14 protein-coding genes and 1 other RNA gene are annotated in these 18,705 nt (G+C 64.0%); 7 read left to right on the top strand and 8 right to left on the bottom strand.

Going from position 1 to position 18,705, the window contains the following annotated elements:
* Positions 1-16: 16 nt before the first annotated feature.
* The 3 genes from serC to gyrA form a co-directional block, all read right to left on the bottom strand.
* Positions 17-1,180 carry a 3-phosphoserine/phosphohydroxythreonine transaminase gene (gene serC / locus CYJ10_RS04580; protein ID WP_101680325.1) on the bottom strand — a complete coding sequence of 388 codons (1,164 nt, stop codon included), beginning with the start codon at positions 1,178-1,180 and terminating at the stop codon, positions 17-19.
* Between the two features lie 146 nt (positions 1,181-1,326).
* The gene (locus CYJ10_RS04575) at positions 1,327-1,893 is read right to left on the bottom strand and encodes a DUF2059 domain-containing protein (protein ID WP_101680324.1); all 567 of its coding nucleotides are present in this window, start codon (positions 1,891-1,893) and stop codon (positions 1,327-1,329) included.
* A gap of 82 nt (positions 1,894-1,975) precedes the next feature.
* On the bottom strand, positions 1,976-4,687 hold the full coding sequence (gene gyrA / locus CYJ10_RS04570; protein ID WP_101680323.1) for a DNA gyrase subunit A: 2,712 nt from the start codon (positions 4,685-4,687) through the stop codon (positions 1,976-1,978).
* A 446-nt stretch (positions 4,688-5,133) separates the two neighbouring features.
* On the opposite strand from gyrA, the gene ompA reads away from it, so the two are divergent.
* The 4 genes from ompA (at position 5,134) to ssrA (ending at position 7,803) form a co-directional block, all read left to right on the top strand.
* Complete coding sequence (ompA, locus tag CYJ10_RS04565; protein WP_066739225.1) at positions 5,134-5,790, top strand: outer membrane protein OmpA; 657 nt, start codon at positions 5,134-5,136, stop codon at positions 5,788-5,790.
* A 167-nt stretch (positions 5,791-5,957) separates the two neighbouring features.
* Entirely contained in the window at positions 5,958-6,695 is a 738-nt protein-coding gene (gene ubiG / locus CYJ10_RS04560) for a bifunctional 2-polyprenyl-6-hydroxyphenol methylase/3-demethylubiquinol 3-O-methyltransferase UbiG (protein WP_101680322.1), read from the top strand.
* Between the two features lie 2 nt (positions 6,696-6,697).
* A complete protein-coding gene (gene gph, locus CYJ10_RS04555; RefSeq protein WP_101680422.1) occupies positions 6,698-7,354 on the top strand; it encodes a phosphoglycolate phosphatase in 657 nt (218 codons plus the stop codon).
* A 90-nt stretch (positions 7,355-7,444) separates the two neighbouring features.
* Positions 7,445-7,803: a transfer-messenger RNA gene (gene ssrA / locus CYJ10_RS04550) on the top strand.
* Positions 7,804-7,891: 88 nt separating this feature from the next.
* Here ssrA and CYJ10_RS04545 read toward each other — a convergent pair.
* From CYJ10_RS04545 to CYJ10_RS04535, 3 genes are all read right to left on the bottom strand, one after another.
* The gene (locus CYJ10_RS04545) at positions 7,892-8,263 is read right to left on the bottom strand and encodes a hypothetical protein (RefSeq protein ID WP_101680321.1); all 372 of its coding nucleotides are present in this window, start codon (positions 8,261-8,263) and stop codon (positions 7,892-7,894) included.
* Between the two features lie 101 nt (positions 8,264-8,364).
* Positions 8,365-8,856 carry a carbohydrate-binding protein gene (locus CYJ10_RS04540; protein WP_146001988.1) on the bottom strand — a complete coding sequence of 164 codons (492 nt, stop codon included), beginning with the start codon at positions 8,854-8,856 and terminating at the stop codon, positions 8,365-8,367.
* A complete protein-coding gene (locus CYJ10_RS04535) occupies positions 8,841-9,557 on the bottom strand; it encodes a lytic polysaccharide monooxygenase auxiliary activity family 9 protein (RefSeq protein WP_101680319.1) in 717 nt (238 codons plus the stop codon). Before CYJ10_RS04535 ends, CYJ10_RS04540 begins: the two co-directional genes overlap by 16 nt.
* Positions 9,558-9,767: 210 nt before the next feature.
* Here CYJ10_RS04535 and CYJ10_RS04530 point away from each other — a divergent pair, with 210 nt between their 5' ends.
* A complete protein-coding gene (locus CYJ10_RS04530; RefSeq protein ID WP_101680318.1) occupies positions 9,768-10,175 on the top strand; it encodes a hypothetical protein in 408 nt (135 codons plus the stop codon).
* 76 nt (positions 10,176-10,251) lie between these two features.
* Here the strand turns inward: CYJ10_RS04530 and CYJ10_RS04525 are convergent, their stop codons facing one another.
* Both CYJ10_RS04525 and CYJ10_RS04520 read right to left on the bottom strand, forming a co-directional pair.
* Positions 10,252-10,722, bottom strand: coding sequence for a cyanophycin metabolism-associated DUF1854 family protein (locus tag CYJ10_RS04525; protein ID WP_101680317.1), 471 nt, complete (start codon positions 10,720-10,722; stop codon positions 10,252-10,254).
* 22 nt (positions 10,723-10,744) lie between these two features.
* A complete protein-coding gene (locus CYJ10_RS04520) occupies positions 10,745-13,045 on the bottom strand; it encodes a cyanophycin metabolism-associated ABC transporter (protein ID WP_101680316.1) in 2,301 nt (766 codons plus the stop codon).
* 275 nt (positions 13,046-13,320) lie between these two features.
* Between CYJ10_RS04520 and cphA (CYJ10_RS04515) the strand changes: the two genes are divergently transcribed.
* Both cphA (CYJ10_RS04515) and cphA (CYJ10_RS04510) read left to right on the top strand, forming a co-directional pair.
* Positions 13,321-15,972, top strand: a complete 2,652-nt coding sequence (gene cphA / locus CYJ10_RS04515; protein WP_101680315.1) for a cyanophycin synthetase — start codon at positions 13,321-13,323, stop codon at positions 15,970-15,972.
* A gap of 33 nt (positions 15,973-16,005) precedes the next feature.
* Positions 16,006-18,576: a cyanophycin synthetase gene (cphA, locus tag CYJ10_RS04510; protein ID WP_101680314.1), complete on the top strand. Its 2,571-nt coding sequence runs from the start codon at positions 16,006-16,008 to the stop codon at positions 18,574-18,576.
* Positions 18,577-18,705: the final 129 nt, after the last annotated feature.

Below are 18,705 nucleotides of genomic sequence, written 5' to 3'. Positions count from 1 at the left end.
ACAGAAAGCACCACCGTCAGGCGGCGGTGCGCTCGAACTCGCGCATGAATTCCACCAGCGCGGTCACACCTTCGAGTGGCATCGCGTTATAGATGCTGGCGCGCATGCCGCCCACGGACTTGTGGCCCTTGAGCTGTACCAGGCCATTCGCGCGCGCCTGGGTCAGGAACGCTTCGTTGCGCGATTCATCGCGCAGGAAGAACGGTACGTTCATGCGCGAGCGGCTGCCGGGATCGATTTCGTTACGGTAATAGTCGCTCTGGTCCAGGAAGTCGTACAGCGCGCGCGCCTTGGCGATATTGCGCTGTTCGATCCCGGCCACGCCGCCCTGGGCCTTGAGCCACTGGAACACGAGGCCGGCGATGTAGATCGCATAGGTGGGCGGCGTGTTGTACATCGAGTCATGCTCGGCCACCAGGCGCCAGTTGAACGCCGAGGGGCAAAGCGGATGCGCGAAACCGATCAGGTCTTCGCGCACGATCACGATCGTGACACCGGCCGGGCCAATATTCTTCTGCGCGCCACCATACACCACCTGCGCACGCGACCAGTCGATGGGGCGTGACAGGATGTGGCTCGACGCGTCGGCCACGACGATGCGGCCCTTGTCATGCGTGCCGGTCTGGCCGATGTCCGGAATTTCCTGGAACTCCACGCCGACGATGGTCTCGTTCGTGCACAGGTGCACGTAGGCCGCATCGTCCGACAGATTCCAGGTCTTCACGTCAGGAATCTTGTGCCACTTCTGGTCCTTGCTGGACGCGGCGATATTCACCTCGCCGTAGCGGCGCGCTTCCTGCTCGGTCTTGACCGACCACGTGCCGGTCAACACGAAGTCCGTCTTCGGCTTGGCGGCATTGACACGGTTGGCCAGGTTCAGCGGCACGATGCCGTTCTGACCGATGGCGCCGCCCTGCAGGAACAGGATCTTGAAGTTCTTCGGCACATGCAGCAGTTCGCGCAGATCAGTCAGCGCCTGCTGATGGATGCTCTCGAAATCCTTGCTGCGGTGGCTCATCTCCATCACCGATACGCCAGTACCGCGCCATGACAGCATTTCCTCGGCGGCCTGCTGCAGGACTTCGGTCGGCAATGCGGCCGGACCAGGCGAGAAATTGTAGACGCGCTCGGCCAGGGAACGTTGCAGGCCGGCGAGGGCGGGGTTCTGGGGATCGTTCATGGAGGGAGAAAAGAAAAATGGCTGCCGGATGGAACCAGGCAGCCATTATCGCCCAAAACCCGCGCCCCTTGGACACCGCGGGTGTCCGGAGCAGGCCAGGGCATGCGACCTCCCCGGCCCGAGGGCCCGGAGAGGTCAGCCGTCGATCACTTCGAGGCGGCGGCGATTTCCTTCTCGGCGGAGTCGCGCATCGACTTGCCAACCTGCGGGCCGTACTTCTGCATCATCGAACCCCAGATTTCCTGGGTGGCCTTACCTTGGTTGGCCATGAACTTCTGGCCCGTCGGCGACTTCAGGAACGTGGTCAGATCCTTGATTTCCTGGGTCGAGTAGTACTTGCCGAAGGCATCGTAGTGCGCCTTGATGGCGTCCTGGCGGAAGCCGTCGGTGTTAAACGCTGTACCGGCGCCGTCGACCATGCGCTGCACGGCGCCGTTCTTCTTGAGCTTGTCGACAGCGGCCTGCTTCTGCTTGTCGTTCAGCGTCTTGTTCTCCACGAGAACCTGCTCCAGCACCAGCGGCGCTTCCTGCTTGGCGCCTTGCTGCCAGTTGTCGGCCTGACCCTTCACTGCCTGGTCAGCCTGCATGACGGTCAGCAGTTCCTTGATGGCCGCGGTCTTGTCCTTGTCTTCCTGAGCGTGCGCGCCTTGCGCCAGCATCATCATCGGAGCGAAAGCAGCCAGAACAGCGATACGTCGATAGGTTTTGAGCATTATGACTCCCTGGTAAATACGTCCGGATTAGTCCGAACGGCCGTCTGGCGAGTTCCGGCCGTCGTCCCGTTGTTGCAACAAATTACGAATTCGCGTCAGCGTCGGTGGCGCCCGCTCCGGTATCGCCATCGGCACCGGTCGCACCCGTGGCATCCTCTGCCACGTCGTCGTCTTCGCCGCCGCCACTGCTGTCGGCATCCGACTCGACAATGCGCTGCAGGCCCGACAGCTTGGTGCCCTCGTCCACGTTGATCAGCGTCACGCCCTGGGTGGCGCGACCCATCTCGCGGATCTCGGCCACGCGGGTGCGGATCAGCACGCCGCCCGTGGTGATCAGCATGATCTCGTCCTCGGGCGAAACCAGCGCCGCGGCCACCACACGGCCATTGCGCTCGCTCGTCTGGATCGCAATCATGCCCTTGGTGCCACGGCCGTGTCGAGTGTACTCGGAGATCGGCGTACGCTTGCCGTAGCCGTTCTCGGTGGCGGTCAGCACGCTGCCCACCGTCGACATCGTGGATGCGCCCTCGGCCGGCTCGTCTTCAGGCGTTTCCGCCGGCGCCACCAGCATGGCGATCACCCCCTGACCTTCATCGAGGTTCATGCCGCGCACGCCGCGTGCCTGACGGCCCATCGGACGCACGTCGTTCTCGTCGAAACGCACCGCCTTGCCAGCATCGGAGAACAGCATCACGTCGTGCTGGCCATCGGTGATGGCGGCCCCGATCAGGAAGTCGCCCTCGTCCAGGTCGACGGCAATGATGCCGGCCTTGCGCGGGTTCGAGAAATCAGTCAGCACCGTCTTCTTGACCGTACCGCGCGCGGTTGCCATGAAGATGAAGTGCTCGGCGTCGAACTGGCGCACCGGCAGGATCACGTTGATCTTCTCGCCGTCGGCCAGCGGGAACATGTTCACGATCGGGCGGCCACGCGAGTTACGCGACCCTTGTGGCACTTCGTAGACCTTGAGCCAGTACAGGCGGCCGCGATTCGAGAAGCACAGGATGTAGTCGTGCGTGTTGGCCACGAACAGCGTGTCGATCCAGTCGTCTTCCTTCGTCGCCGTGGCCAGCTTGCCTCGGCCACCGCGCTTCTGCGCGCGATACTCCGAAATCGGCTGGCTCTTCATGTAGCCCGAGTGCGACAGCGTGACCACCATGTCTTGCGGCGTGATCAGGTCTTCGGTGTCGAGTTCGGTCGCGTTGTGCTCGATCTGCGAGCGGCGCTCGTCGCCAAACTCGGCGCGGATGGCGCCCAGTTCTTCGGTGATGATCGCGGTGATGCGCTCCGGGCGAGCCAGGATGTCGAGCAGGTCGGCAATCAGGCCCATCACTTCGCGGTATTCCTGAACGATCTTGTCCTGCTCCAGGCCCGTGAGGCGTTGCAGGCGCATCTGCAGGATTTCCTGCGCCTGGCCGTCGGACAGGCGATACAGGCCATCGGGCTGCATGCCGAACACGGCGGGCAGTCCATCCGGGCGATACGAGGCGCGACCACCGGCAGTGTCGCTTTCGGCACGCGCCAGCATGTCACGCACCAGGCCCGAATCCCACGGCTTCGCCATCAGTTCCTGCTTGGCCAGCGGCGGCGTCGGTGCAGCCTTGATGATCGCGATGAACTCGTCGATGTTGGCCAGCGCCACAGCCAGGCCTTCCAGCACGTGCCCACGCTCGCGCGCCTTGCGCAGCTCGAACACGGTGCGGCGCGTCACCACTTCGCGGCGGTGCGACAGGAAGGCGGCCAGCATCTGCTTCAGGTTCAGCAGGCGCGGCTGGCCATCCACCAGCGCCACCATGTTCATGCCGAACGTGTCCTGGAGCTGGGTGTTCTTATATAGGTTGTTCAGCACAACCTCGGGCACTTCGTTGCGCTTGAGCTCGATCACCACGCGCATGCCTGACTTGTCAGACTCATCGCGGATGTCGGAGATGCCCTCGATCTTCTTCTCGGTCACCAGCTCGGCAATGCGCTCGAGCAGTGTCCGCTTGTTCACCTGGTACGGCAGTTCGTCGACGATGATCGCCTGGCGCGTACCGCGGTCGATATCCTCAAAGTGCGTGCGCGCGCGCATGACGACGCGGCCCCGACCCGTGCGGTAACCCTCCCGAACACCCTGGATGCCATAAATAATACCGGCCGTCGGAAAATCAGGCGCAGGTACCAGTTCGATCAGTTCGTCGATCGTGGTATCGGGATTACGGAGGAGATGCAGACAGGCATCGACAACCTCATTGAGGTTATGCGGCGGGATATTGGTTGCCATACCCACGGCAATACCCGACGAACCATTGATCAGCAAATTCGGGATTCGCGCCGGCAAAATACCAGGCTCTTTCTCCGAACCGTCATAGTTCGGTTCGAAATCGACAGTTTCCCTGTCGATATCGTGAAGCATTTCGTGGGCGATCTTCGCCAGGCGGATTTCGGTATAACGCATCGCCGCTGCGTTATCTCCGTCCACCGAACCGAAGTTACCCTGGCCGTCGACCAGCATATAGCGCAGCGAGAAATTCTGCGCCATACGGACGATCGTGTCGTAGACAGCCGTATCACCGTGCGGGTGATACTTACCAATCACATCACCGACGATACGCGCCGATTTCTTGTAGGCCCGGTTCCAGTCGTTGTTCAGCTCATGCATCGCAAAGAGCACGCGCCGGTGTACCGGCTTCAGGCCGTCCCGGACGTCGGGAAGCGCGCGCCCCACGATAACGCTCATTGCGTAATCGAGGTAAGAGCGGCGCATTTCCTCTTCCAGCGAGACCGGAAGGGTTTCTTTGGCGAATTGATCCATTGCGGCGTGGTTTATGCGGCGGGTTTAAGCAAATGAAGCCCGTGAATCTGACGACATGAAGAGGCCATGCCGGCGACGGGCCAACATGGCATTCTATCACGCGCGGAACCCCTTCCCGCCCCCGCCGGAACCACCCCCGCGCGGCCCCCACCGGCGCGCAACGCGCCTACCTCCGATACCCTGCAACCCAGACGGGACAAGGGTTTGCAGGCGCCGCAAGGCCGATGTTGCACAAACACCACAGGCCTAAAACCACGTGGTTGAATCGAATATATTTACTTCTTAGGAAACGAGCCTTGTGGCACAATTCCCCAGCGAAGAGCCAGACATTGTTCGAAGTGGAGCATCCACCACCTCGAGAATGTTATACTCCGAAGAATGTATGACTTGTTTTCGTCCATTTGCTCGCAGTAACCCTGCGGTGATCTCATCCTGAGAGGAGAAATATGAAAAAATTTGCCAAGCTCGCGCTCGTTGCAGCTACCGCAGTAATGGCTGCATCCGCTCAAGCCCAGTCCGTCCCCTACGAAAAGAAGGCAGTGAACGATAACTGGGGCAACGGTACGAGCGAGTACGTGTGGAAGAATGGCACGAACGAGCTCTGCTGGCGCGACAGCTCCTGGACCCCGGCAACGGCCAATGCCCTGTGCGATGGCGCACTGGCTCCGGCTGCTGCTCCGGCTCCGGCCCCGACTCCGGTCGCTCCGCCGGTTGTGTCCAGCGAGAAGGTCACTTTTGCAGCTGACACCCTGTTCGACTTCGACAAGGCTGTTCTGAAGCCCGAAGGCAAGGCCAAGCTGGACGACCTGGTCTCGAAGCTGCAAGGCATCACGCTGGAAGTCATCATCGCCGTTGGCCATACCGATTCGTTCGGTTCGGACAAGTACAACGATCGCCTGTCGATCCGTCGTGCTGAGTCGGTCAAGGCTTACCTGGTGAGCAAGGGCGTTGAAGCCAACCGCGTGTACACCGAAGGCAAGGGCAAGCGTCAGCTGAAGGTTGATCCGAAGTCGTGCAAGGGCAACCGCACCGCTCAGATCGCCTGCCAGCAACCGAACCGTCGCGTGGAAGTCGAAGTGGTCGGCACCCGCAGCGCACGTTAATCGGATCCTCTCCGATGAAGAAAAGCCCAGCGTATGCTGGGCTTTTTTTTCGCCCGCCTTCTGGCGGTTCGCTCTCGGCGGATCGCCCCATATTCGGCGCGGTACTGTTTTTTTGGTAAAGTTGCCGCAGCCTTCTCATCAGACTGCCGCCCTGCGCGGCGCCAACGATGTCGCATTCGACCACCCTCAACGCCTCGACCCAAACTGGCCGCAACGCCGATCCGAAAGAGATCGACAAATTCAGCGAGCTGGCCCACCGCTGGTGGGACCCGAATAGTGAATTCAAGCCGCTGCACGATCTGAATCCGGTCCGTGTGGACTGGATCGACGGCATCGCGCATCTGTCGGGCAAACAGGTCATCGATGTGGGTTGCGGTGGCGGCATCCTGTCGGAAAGCATGGCGCGCATTGGCGCAACCGTCCGGGGCATCGACCTGTCCAGCAAGGCGCTGAAGGTTGCCGATCTGCACAGCTTGGAATCGGGGGTGGCGGTCACCTATGAGGAAATCGCCGTCGAAGACCTGGCCGCCCGTGCGCCTGCCAGCGTCGACGTGGTGACCTGCATGGAAATGCTCGAGCATGTGCCCGATCCACAATCCATCGTGCGTGCCTGCATGACGCTGGTCAAGCCCGGTGGCTACGTGTTTTTCTCCACGATCAACCGCAACCTGAAGGCCTATTTGCTGGCCATCGTCGGCGCCGAATACGTGCTGAACATGCTGCCGCGCGGCACGCACGACTATCAGAAATTCATCACGCCCTCCGAGATGGCACGCTTCGCGCGCAACGTCGGCCTGGAGATGATCGAGATGCGCGGCATGACCTTCAATCCATTGACGCAGATCTATTCACTCGGTCGAGATACCGACGTGAATTACATGATGGCGTACCGGAAGGTGGCATGACGATGGCGAAGTTCGACGCGGTTTTCTTTGATCTCGATGGTACGCTTGCCGATACGGCCCCCGACCTCGCGGCGGCCGCCAACCGGCTCGTGGTGGAACACGGCATGCCGCCCGTCGCCTACGAAAAGCTTCGCCCGGTAGCCTCGCACGGTGCGCGCGGGCTGATCGGCGCGGCGTTCGGCAAGCGGCCGGAAGACCCGGAATTCCCCGCGCTGCGCGATACCTTCCTCGACTACTACGAGGCCGATATCGCCGTGCATACACGGCTGTTCGAGGGCATGGATGCGGTACTGGCCAAGCTCGAGGCCGACGGCGTGCCCTGGGGCATCGTCACGAACAAGATTGCGCGCTTCACGGTGCCGCTGGTGTACGCGATTGGCCTCACCCCGCGCGCATCGGCGGTGGTCAGCGGCGACACCACGCCGCACGCCAAGCCGCACCCTGCCCCGCTGCTGCACGCCGCCGAATTGAGCGGCGTGGCGGCGGCGCGCTGCCTCTATGTCGGCGACGACCTGCGCGACATCCAGGCCGGCAAGGCCGCAGGCATGGCGACCGTTTCGGCGGCGTACGGCTACTGCGGCGACGGTGAGCCGCCGGAGACCTGGGGTGCGGATTACCTGATCCATCACCCGGCCGACCTGCTTGAATTGCTGGGCTAAGTCCCCAGCTACCACAACGGAACCGGAGGCACGCCACAGGCGTCGAAACCGGGTACAATCCGTTTTCTTTCGCGTTTCTTTACGCACATTGGGGCCGACCTGGTTTCGACGTGGGTTACGAAGCAGTGAGGGCATACCGAGGACCCGTCACCTCGTTAATCAATGGGAATGCAATAACTGCTAACGACGAACGTTACGCACTGGCAGCCTAAGGGCCGCCGTCCTCGCACTGGCTCGCTGACGGGCTAGGGTTCGCAAGAACCAGCGAGGTCATTTACGTCAGATAAGCTTCGGGAGTGTCACGGGCCCGAGGACGAAAACCTAGTGACTCGCCGTCGTAGAGCGTGTTCGTCCGCGATGCGCCGGTTAAATCAAATGACAGAACTAAGTATGTAGAACTCTCTGTGGAGGGCTTGCGGACGCGGGTTCGATTCCCGCCGGCTCCACCAGTACACCGCACCACCCTGGACACGCAGCACGTCCGGGGCAATGAAAAACGGGCCTTGCGGCCCGTTTTTTTTGCTTCTGCAGTTCCGGTCAATGCACCACGACTCCATCGACCGGCATGCTTTCGAGCCGGGCGGCATAGTAGCGGTCCACGGGCAGGCTGACGCCCAGGTGCACATAGAGTTGCTTCGCGTGATCCACCGAGCCGACCATGCCCGGCATCCATAGCCGTTGCAGTCGCGCATGCGACTCGCCCGAGTGTGCCGCGAAGGCATCGACCCCGAATTCCTGGATGGCCTTGAACAGCACCAGCCCAACCAGGTACATGTCGCCCGTATCCAGCGCGATCCCTGCTTGCGCAGTCCAGCGCTCGGCGCGATCTTCAATTTTTTCCGCCTCGGCAAACCGTTCCGTCATGGTCGGCATGAACGTGTCGCCGGGCGGGAGAAAGGTAAAGCTCATCAGACGGCTCCTGACCCCGTATGCCAACAATGACGGCCAATTTCGCCGAAAACTGAAGCGATCGGAACAGATTCGAACAGTTTCCGGCGAAAAAACAACACTTAGCGAATCAAACGCCACAAGGCTGGCGTCGCCGCTGGGGCCCATCCTGCACCGCGCAAGGCGGTATGACGTTGCAGGCAGACGAAGCCTTTGCCCTGGTATGTCACGGCCTTGCCGATTTCATAGGCAGGCCCCTCGCGCCACGTATCGAGAGTGCTCCCGTCCGGTTGCCCCGTGGAAGTGCTGCCACCGCTGCCGCCGCCGGAGCGGCCGCTTGCGCTAGGCGCCTCCTTGTCGATCTCATAGCGATATCCCGGATACGACTTGCTCAGATAAACGCGGTTCGCCGTAACGGAACTCGGCGGGACGATACTGGACGCGCCATTGCGGGCCTGCAACTCCCCGATGCGGAAGATCTCGACATTGACCTTCTGGGCCAGCTGATAGGCCCACGTGCGGGCCTTGGCATTGGCGGCGGTGATCGTCAGCACATGCTTGCCCGCATCGCGTCCCATGGCGTCCAGGGCCCGGAACGTCAGTTTCGTGCCCACCACCAGATCGCCCTTGGCCGCCCAGCATCCCTTGGTCCTCCCAGCCGATCTCGCGGACAGCCAGACCGTCGCCAGGGAACTTGACGTCGGCGCACGCATAGAACAGCCTCGGGGCTGTCGCCGCGCTGCCAGGTGCTGTAGAGGATATGGCTGCCCTTCTTGCCGGGCGGCAGTTGTACCTTCATGCGATACCTGCCGCCTTCCTGCGCAGTCTGCGTGCCAGTCACCGTCGCAAATTCTTCAAGATCGCGCCAGCACAGCGGCATGCCTGGGTCCCAGTCATCGCGCGTGATGTAGTACTTGAAATACTCCGTGGCATGCGGCGCAGAGGCCCACCAGACGAATGTGTAGTCACCGGTGGCAGTGGGCACGATCGAGGTCTGCGCCCAGTCAAGCCGTGCAAGGTCCAGCCCACGGAAGCTTGCCGATCCACCGGAGCAAAGCTCGCCGTCCGCGATAAATGCACGGTGGTTGCCTGCGGCACTGCCCTGGCGTACGCCGTTCCAGTCGTAGAACTGCTGCGCGCCGCCTACCGCGCGGGCGGCCTGGCAGGCTCCCGATTTCGGTTGCTCGGCGCCTTCGTTGTAGCAGGTCAGCACCCAACTGGCGGGTAGCTCCATCGTGCCGTGTGCCTGCGTGGAAAGGGGGGCGGCTGTTGCGGCAAGCGCCAGGCATGTGATGCCGATTGCCTTGTAGGACATCGCGATTCCAAGAAAACGTGGATGAGAGTCCTCGCCATGGGTCGAGAACGGCTGCGCGATTTGACGCGCCCCCAAACACAGCGGAAATCGGAATCGTCCTAAACTGGTCTATGCCATGCCGACGATCAAACAAATGGCGAATGCAAATCCATACGGTTGTCACGCGCGTGGCAGCTACAATAGGCCGTCGCTGTTTTACGCCCTGCCCTCATGTCCGACCACCCCCGCTTCACTGTCAGCCGATCCATGGTCATGCTGCTGCCCGAGCAGCCCTTTCTGGACTGGATTCAGGCAGTGGATCCCGATCCCGTCCCCACGCTGACGCTCACCGACGTGCGCGACGATGCCAGCGTTTTCCTGCTGCCGGCGGAAGTAGCCGATACCCCCGAGAACGCCATGCGCTGGGTGGAAAAGCGCTGGCGCGCTTTCTTCGAGTTCATGCTGGGCGAGTGGTTCGACGACTCCTCCTGGCCTGAAAACCTGTCGCTGGCCATGTTTCGCGAATGGTTCACTGTCCGGTTCCATTCGATGGTCTGGGACATGGCCCCCGACGCGCCGCTCGAGTACGAGGACTGGGACGACGAGGAAGACGACGACGCGCCCACTTTCCTGCACTGATGGAGCGCTGCGCCCTACATCCATGAAAAACGGCACGCCTTGGCGTGCCGTTTTCGTCTTCCGTCGAAGGATCCGGTCAGAGAAAGCGATCCAGAATCTTCCGACTGGGCTTGTCCAACGCCAACTGGTCGCGAATCAGGTAGTGGATGCCATGGCTGTCCGAAATCAGCAGCGTGGTGCCCGTCAGCCGGCGAATGTTCTCTTCGCCGCGCAACACCAGGTCGGTCTGGCCGCGATCGGTCTGCACGGTCCACACGCTGGGCGTGGCGTACGTCGACACGCCGAGAATCTTCCGAATCTCGGGCATGAACTCGCGCGATGCCAGCTCGGCTTCGATCAGTTCGCGGGTGGTCGCCGACAGTCGATCCAGCCGCGGAATCCACGCCAGTTCCTTGCCGTCGGCGCTCATCATCCCCAGGCCGTCTTCGGCGGCGGAAATCGGAAACGCGCGCACGGGCACCACGCCCTCGTGCAGGATACCCTCGGCGGTCATCATCACGAGCTTGCCAAGGCTATTGCGGGACAGGGTGAATTCTGGCGTTTGCATAGCCGTTTCTTGAACTGATGGGTTACTGGACACTGACGGCCTCCGCGGCTTCCGCACGATTGCCCGCGCTGGTGTCATCCGGGTCGGTATCGACGTTGCGCGCCTGGGCCTGATACAGCTTGTAGTACGCGCCTTCGCGCGCCAGCAGTTCGTCGTGGCTGCCCACTTCGACGATCTGGCCACGGTCCATCACCACCAGCCGATCGGCCTTGCGCAGCGTCGACAGGCGGTGCGCGATGGCAATCGTGGTACGGCCCTGCACGAGGTTGTCCAGCGCCTTCTGGATTTCCTTCTCCGTAGACGTGTCCACCGACGACGTGGCCTCGTCCATGATGAGGATGCGCGGATCGATCAGCAGCGCGCGCGCAATCGAAATACGTTGCCGCTCGCCGCCAGACAGCGCCTGGCCGCGTTCGCCCACCAGCGAGTCATAGCCGTGCGGCAGCCGCAGGATGAACTCGTGCGCGTGTGCGGCGCGTGCCGCGGCGACGATCTCCTCGCGCGTGGCGTCGGGCTTGCCGTAGGCGATGTTGTCGGCAATCGTGCCGAAGAACAGGAACGGCTCCTGCAGCACCAGGCCGATGTTCTGGCGGAAATCCGATACCGGCAGCGAACGGATATCGACGCCATCCACCCGGATCGCCCCTTCCGAGACATCGTAGAAGCGGCAAATCAGGTTCACCAGCGTGCTCTTGCCGGATCCGCTGTGACCGACCAGCCCGATCATCTCACCCGGCTCGATGGTCAGGTTCAGGCCGCGAATCACGGCACGGTTGCCATAGCGGAAGCCCAGGTCGCGCATCTCGATCGCACCGCGCACGTTTTCCAGGCGCACGGGCTTCTGCGGCTCGGGCACGCTCGACACGTGATCGAGGATGTCGAAGATCCGCTTGGCGCCGGCGGCCGCCTTCTGGGTCACCGAGACGATCCGGCTCATCGAATCCAGACGCGTATAGAACCGGCTGATATAGGTCAGGAACGCCACCAGCACACCGACGGTAATCGCGTTGTGGCTGACCTGCCAGATACCGAAGATCCAGACCACCAGCAGGCCCACTTCGGTCAGCAGCGTCACGGTCGGCGTGAACAGCGACCACACGGCATTCACACGGTCATTGATCGCAAGATTGTGACGATTGGCCTCGCGGAAGCGCGTCACCTCGCGCTTTTCCTGGGCAAACGCCTTGACCACGCGGATACCTGGAATCGTATCGGCCAGCACGTTGGTGATTTCCGACCAGATCCGGTCGATTTTCTCGAAGCCATGACGCAGGCGGTCACGCACCAGATGGATCATCCACGCGATAAACGGTAGCGGCACCAGCGTGACCAGCGCCAGCCACGGGTTAATGGAAATCAGGATGACCGACGTCATCACGATCATCAGCACGTCGGTGGCGAAATCCAGCAGATGCAGCGACAGGAACACGCTGATGCGGTCGCTCTCGGAGCCGATGCGGGCCATCAGGTCGCCGGTGCGCTTGCCGCCGAAGTATTCGAGCGACAGCTTGAGCAGATGTTCGTAGGTGGTGGTGCGCAGGTCGGCGCTGATGCGTTCCGACACGCGTGCCAGCAGGTAGGTGCGCGCCCAGCCCAGCCCCCAGGCCACCAGCGCGGCGCCCAGCAGGCCCGCCAGGTAGACCTTGACCAGGTCGTAGTCGATCGGCACGCCGTTCTGGTACGGGATCAGCACCTTGTCCATCAGCGGCATGGTCAGGTACGGGGGCACCAGCGTGGCAGCCGTGCCCAGCAACAGCAGCACGAAGCCGGCCAGCAGTTCCCAGCGGTACGGCCGCGCAAAGCGCCACAGGCGCAGCAGCGCCCAGGTGGACGGCGGGGTCTCCAGTTCGCGGCTGCATTGCGGACACTGCTCTTCGCCCGGCGGAATCGGGGCCTTGCAGGTCGGGCAGATATCGGCTTCCGGATCGGCGGCGTGACCGGTTGCCAGCAGATCGCGGCGCACATCGAACTGATCCGCCAGCCGCAACGCGTCAGGATTGTAACCAAGCGTGTAGCGCCAGCTGGCCAGCCGCTGCTGGCCATCGCCCAGTTCCAGCATACCCACGCCGGCGTGGTCGCCATGGGAAAGGGTCAGGTCAGGCGCGATGTCCCAGCTACGCGACGCGGTTTCACCGGGGGCGCGAGAGATCAGACGACGATCCGTCACAACCAGCCACCCTTGGGTAAAATGCAGCCTTGCGTCCAGGTCCAGCGTCAGTCCGGCCAGGACGGTTTCCCCGGGCAGCAGGCCGGCGCCGAGTTCGGCAGCCCAGGGACCTTGCGGGCCGGGGTGGTTGGAAGCAGACGGGGAGGACTGGGTCATTGTTGGCGCAAAAAGCGATAAAAGCGCGTCCGCAGACCCAAAAACGGATCAAATACGGACATAACTTGAAACAATTTAAGCGGTTCGCCAGGCTGGCGGCCCGCAATTTTGCCCGCAAGTATACATAACGCAAACAACCGGGCACCTTGGTGCGTTGCACAATGCATTACTGGTCTCGAAGGGTAACGAAGGGTCAACCCTGAGGCTACAGTAACGTTAACGAAAGATTAGCTTTCCATTTCCCGGGCACTCGCCCACTGCCTCAAGCAAATTCAATGAAAAAGAAGGACATTGAGATTTTCGATGTCATGTCGCTGCGCGGCCCGAATATGTGGACATATCGGCCAGTGCTGGAGGCATGGGTCGATATCGGCGAACTGGAGGATTTCCCCTCCAACAAGATTCCGGGGTTCTACGAGCGCCTCTCGGCGTGGCTACCCACGCTGATCGAGCACCGCTGCAGCCCGGGCGTGCGCGGTGGCTTCCTGATGCGATTGAAGGAAGGCACCTGGCCCGGGCACATCCTGGAACACGTCACGCTTGAGCTGCAGAACCTGGCCGGCATGCCGGGCGGATTCGGCAAGGCGCGCGAGACCCCGGTCCGCGGCGTCTACAAGGTCATCGTGCGGGCCTGGCATGAGCAGGTGACGCGCGCCGCGCTGTTCACCGCGCGTGATCTGGTCATGGCTGCCATCGAAGACCGCCCGTTCGACGTCGACGCCGCCGTGGAAACCCTGCGCGACCTCGTCGACGAGCACTGCCTGGGACCGAGCACCGCCTGCATCGTCGATGCCGCGGACGACAGCGACATCCCGTCGATCCGCCTGTCCGACGGCAACCTGGTGCAGCTTGGCTACGGTGCGCGCCTGCGCCGTATCTGGACGGCCGAGACCGACCGCACCAGCGCCATCGCCGAATCGATCTCGCGCGACAAGGACCTGACCAAGACGCTGCTGGAGTCATGTGGCGTGCCCGTGCCGGAAGGCCGCATGGTCGATAGCGCCGAAGACGCCTGGGAAGCCGCCGAGAGCATCGGCCTGCCCGTGGTGGTCAAGCCCTACGACGGCAATCATGGCCGTGGCGTGTTCACGAACCTGATGACGCGCGACGAAGTGCAGACCGCCTACGCCGTTGCCATCGAGGAAGGCAACGGCGTGATCGTCGAACGCTTCGTGCCCGGCAACGAGCACCGCCTGCTGATCGTGGGCGGCCGCATGGTGGCCTGCGCCATGGGCGAGACGGCCTCCGTGGTGGGCGACGGCAAGCAGACCATCGACGAACTGATCGAATCGCAGATCAATTCCGACCCGCGCCGTGGCAGCACCGAGGATCATCCGCTGAACCGCGTGCGCCTGGATTCGGCCGCACGCCTGGAACTGAAGCGCCAGGGCTATGCCGATGGCGGCGCCGTGCCGCCCGAGGGCCGCACCGTGCTGATCCAGCGCAACGGCAACGTGGCCTTCGACGTGACCGACCGCGTGCACCCGAGCGTGGCCGCGCATGCCTCGCTGGCTGCGCGCATCGTCGGCCTGGACATCGCCGGCGTGGACCTGGTGGCCGAGGACATCTCGCGCCCGCTGGCCGACCAGCGCGGTGCCATCGTCGAGGTCAACGCCGGCCCGGGCCTGCTGATGCACATCAAGCCCGCCGACGGCGAACCGCGCCCCGTGGGCCGCGCCATCGTCGATCACCTGTTCCCGACCCGCAACGGCGTGGCCGACGACGGCCGCATTCCCGTGGTGGGCATCACCGGCACCAACGGCAAGACCGTGGTGGCCAAACTCGTGGCGCGCCTGCTGCAACTGTCGGGCAAGCATACGGGCCTGTCGTGCAGCGATGGCCTGTTCCTGGACCGCCGCCAGGTGGAAAAGGGCGACCGTGGCGAAAAGGCCAGCTGGGACGCCGGCCACCGCATCCTCATGAACCGCGCGGTGGAAGCCGCCGTGTTCGAGAACGACAGCGGCATGATCCTGTCGCAGGGCCTGCCGTACGACCGCTGCCAGGTAGGCGTGGTCACGAACTTCGGCCAGCCCGACCACCTCGGCGACTACTACGTCGAGGATGAAGACCGCATGTACAACGTGCTGCGCACGCAGATCGACGTGGTGCTCAAGACCGGCTCGGCCGTGCTGAACGCCGCCGATCCGCGCCTGGTCGAAATGGCCGAGCTGTGCGATGGCGACGTGATCTTCTTCGGCCTGTCCGCCGACCTGCCCGCCATCGTCGAGCATCGCGCCGCCGGCCGCCGCGCCGTGTTCGTGCGCGACGGCAAGGTGGTGATGGCCACCGGCACCACCGAAAGCGCGCTGACCGACGTGTCGGCGATTCCGCTGACCTACGCCGGCCGCGTTGCCTTCCAGATCGAGAACGTGCTGGCCGCCGTGGCCACGGGCTGGGCGCTGGGCATCTCGAACGACCTGATCCGCGCCGGCATCGTCACCTTCGACGTGGGCCAGGTGGATGTACCGGGCCGCTTCACGCTGTTCGAGCGCCAGGGCGCCACGGTGATCGTCGACGACGCGCACAATGCACCGGCGCTGGAAGCGCTGGCCGCCGCGCTGGACCGCTTCCCGGCCGAGCGCCGCATGCTGGTGTTCGGTGCCGGCGTGCAGCGCCGCGACGAAGACCTGGTGCAGCAGGGCAAGGTGATCGGCAAGACATTCGATCGCGTGTTCCTGTGCGAAGACCACAGCGTACGCCGCGACCTGCCCGATGCCGAAGCCCGCGCGCTGCTGAAGAAGGGCCTGTACGAAGGCCGCCGCGTGACGAAGATCATCGACGAAGCCGGTCGGCGCGAGGCGGTGGAAGCCGCGCTGTCGCAACTGGTGGCCGGTGACCTGCTGGTCCTGCAGTGCGACGAGACCTCGACCGAGAGCACCGTCGAGCAGGTACACCAGTGGATGGGCCGCAGCGGACGCCGCGCGTAATCCCGCCCGGAAGAACAACGGACAAACGATTCTATGGAAGTCTCTCGTATCCGGGCTCTGCGTGGCCCGAATCTGTGGTGCCGGCATACCGCCATCGAAGCCATCGTGGCGTGCTCGGACCAATCGCATCTGCTGGCCGAACTGCCGGGCTTCGAGGATCGGCTGCGCGCCCGCTTTCCGGGCATCGGCCCGATGCGGCCCGACGACGAGGCTGGCTCGCCGTCGATGGCCCACGCGCTGGAAGCCGCCGCGCTGGGCCTGCAGGCAGCCGCCGGCTGCCCGGTCACGTTCAGCCACGCCGCGCCGACGCTGGAACCGGGCACCTACCAGGTGGTGGTGCAGTACAGCGAGGAAGAAGTGGGCCGCCTGGCCTTCGACCTGGCCGAGCAGTTGTGCCTGGCCGCGCGCGACGACAAGCCGTTCGATCTGGAAGATGCGCTGCATCGCCTGCGCGAACTCGATGAAGACGTGCGCCTGGGGCCCAGCACCGGGTCCATCGTCTACGCCGCCGTGGCGCGTGGCATTCCGTATCGCCGCCTGACGCAGGGCTCGATGGTGCAGTTCGGGTGGGGCAGCAAGCAACGCCGCATCCAGGCCGCCGAGACCGACATGACCAGCGCGGTCTCCGAATCGATCGCGCAGGACAAGGAACTGACCAAGGCGCTGCTGCATGCGGCCGGCGTGCCCGTGCCGCTGGGCCGTTCGGTGACCAGCGCCGAGGAAGCCTGGGCGGCCGCGCAGGAGATCAACGGCCCGGTCGTGGTGAAGCCGCGCGACGGCAACCAGGGCAAGGGCGTGGCCGTGCGCATCCGCACGCGCGAGGAAGTGATGACGGCCTACGAAGTGGCCGCCGACATTTCATCGGACGTGCTGGTCGAGCGCTACATCCCGGGCCACGACTTCCGCCTGCTGGTGGTCGGCAAGCACCTGGTGGCCGCGGCGCGCCGCGATCCGCCGCAGGTCATTGGCGATGGCACCCACACGGTGCGCCAGCTCGTGGAAGAAGTGAACCGCGACCCGCGTCGCGGCGAAGGCCACGCCACGTCGCTGACCAAGATCCGCTTCGATGACATCGCGCTGGCCACGCTGGCCAAGCAGGGCCTGAGCGCCGATGCCGTGCCGGCCAAGGGCGCGCGCGTGGTACTGCGCAACAACGCGAACCTGTCCACCGGCGGCAGCGCCACCGATGTGACCGATGACGTCCACCCCGATATCGCCGCCCGCGCGGTGGCCGCCGCCCAGATGGTGGGCCTGGACATCTGCGGCGTCGACGCCGTGTGCGAGACGATGCTCAAGCCGTTCGAGGAACAGGCCGGCGGCATTGTCGAAGTGAACGCCGCGCCGGGCCTGCGCATGCACCTGCAGCCGTCATACGGCAAGGGCCGCGCCGTCGGCGAAGCCATTATCTCGACCATGTTCACCGATGGTGACGACGGCCGCATTCCCGTCGTGGCCGTATCGGGCACCAACGGCAAGACCACCACCGTCCGCCTGATCACCCATATCCTGGCCTCGAACGGCCTGCGCATGGGCATGACCGGCACCGATGGCGTGTACATCCAGGGTCAGCGTATCGACACCGGCGACTGCAGCGGCCCGCGCAGCGCGCGCAATGTGCTGCTGCACCCCGACGTGGACGCCGCGGTGTTCGAGACGGCCCGCGGCGGCCTGCTGCGCGAAGGCCTGGCCTTCGACCGCTGCGATGTGGCCGTGGTGACCAACGTGGGCGAAGGCGACCACCTGGGGCTGTCGTACATCAGCACCGTGGAAGACCTGGCCGTGCTCAAGAGCGTGATCGTGCAGAACGTGGCGCCGCACGGCATGGCCGTGCTGAACGCCGCCGATCCGATGGTGGCGCGCATGGCCGATGCCTGCCCGGGGTCGATCACGTTCTTCGCGCAGGACGCGGGCCTGCCGACGATGGCGCTGCACCGCGCCCAGGGCAAGCGCGTGGTGTTCATGGAGGGCGCCGAGATCGTGGCCACCGAGGGTGATACCAGCGTGCGTTTTGCGCTGGCCGACATCCCGCTGACGCGCAACGGCTCGATCGGCTTCCAGGTGGAAAACGCCATGTCGTCGATTGCCGCCGCCTGGGCACTGGGCATCGACTGGAACGTGATCCGCCGCGCGCTGGCCACGTTCGTCAACGACGCCGCCACCGCGCCGGGCCGCTTCAACGTGTTCGACTACAAGGGCGCCACGCTGATCGCCGACTACGGCCACAACCCCGATGCCATCCAGGCGCTGTGCAACGCCGTGCAGACCATGCCGTCGAAAAAGCGCGTGGTGGTCATCAGCGGGGCGGGCGACCGTCGCGACGAGGACATCCGCAAGCAGACCCAGATCCTGGGTGGCGTGTTCGACGACGTGCTGCTGTACCAGGACCAATGCCAGCGCGGCCGTGAAGACGGCGAAGTGCTGGCGCTGCTGCGCGAAGGCCTGGTCGGTGCGCAACGCACCAGCCACACCGAGGAGATCCGCGGCGAGTTCGTGGCCATCGACACGGGGCTGGCACGCCTGCAGCCGGGCGACCTGTGCCTGATCCTGATCGACCAGGTCGAGGAAGCGCTGGACCACATCGCCCAACGCGTGGCCGCGCAGTAATCCGGCCCCGCCCTGCCACCCTCTCCCGCCCGCCGGGAGAGGGTTTCTCTCCCCTCCCCTTCCTCTTGCCGTCCACCGCCATTCGGTGCGACAGTATCCGGTACCGACTCCCATCGCCACGCCCACGGC

Origin of the sequence: Cupriavidus pauculus, assembly GCF_002858765.1 — a bacterium.
Taxonomy (GTDB): Bacteria; Pseudomonadota; Gammaproteobacteria; order Burkholderiales; family Burkholderiaceae; genus Cupriavidus; species Cupriavidus pauculus_B.
The sequence above is the reverse complement of the archived record's forward strand: the minus strand, read 5'-3'. Positions and strand labels throughout refer to the sequence as shown.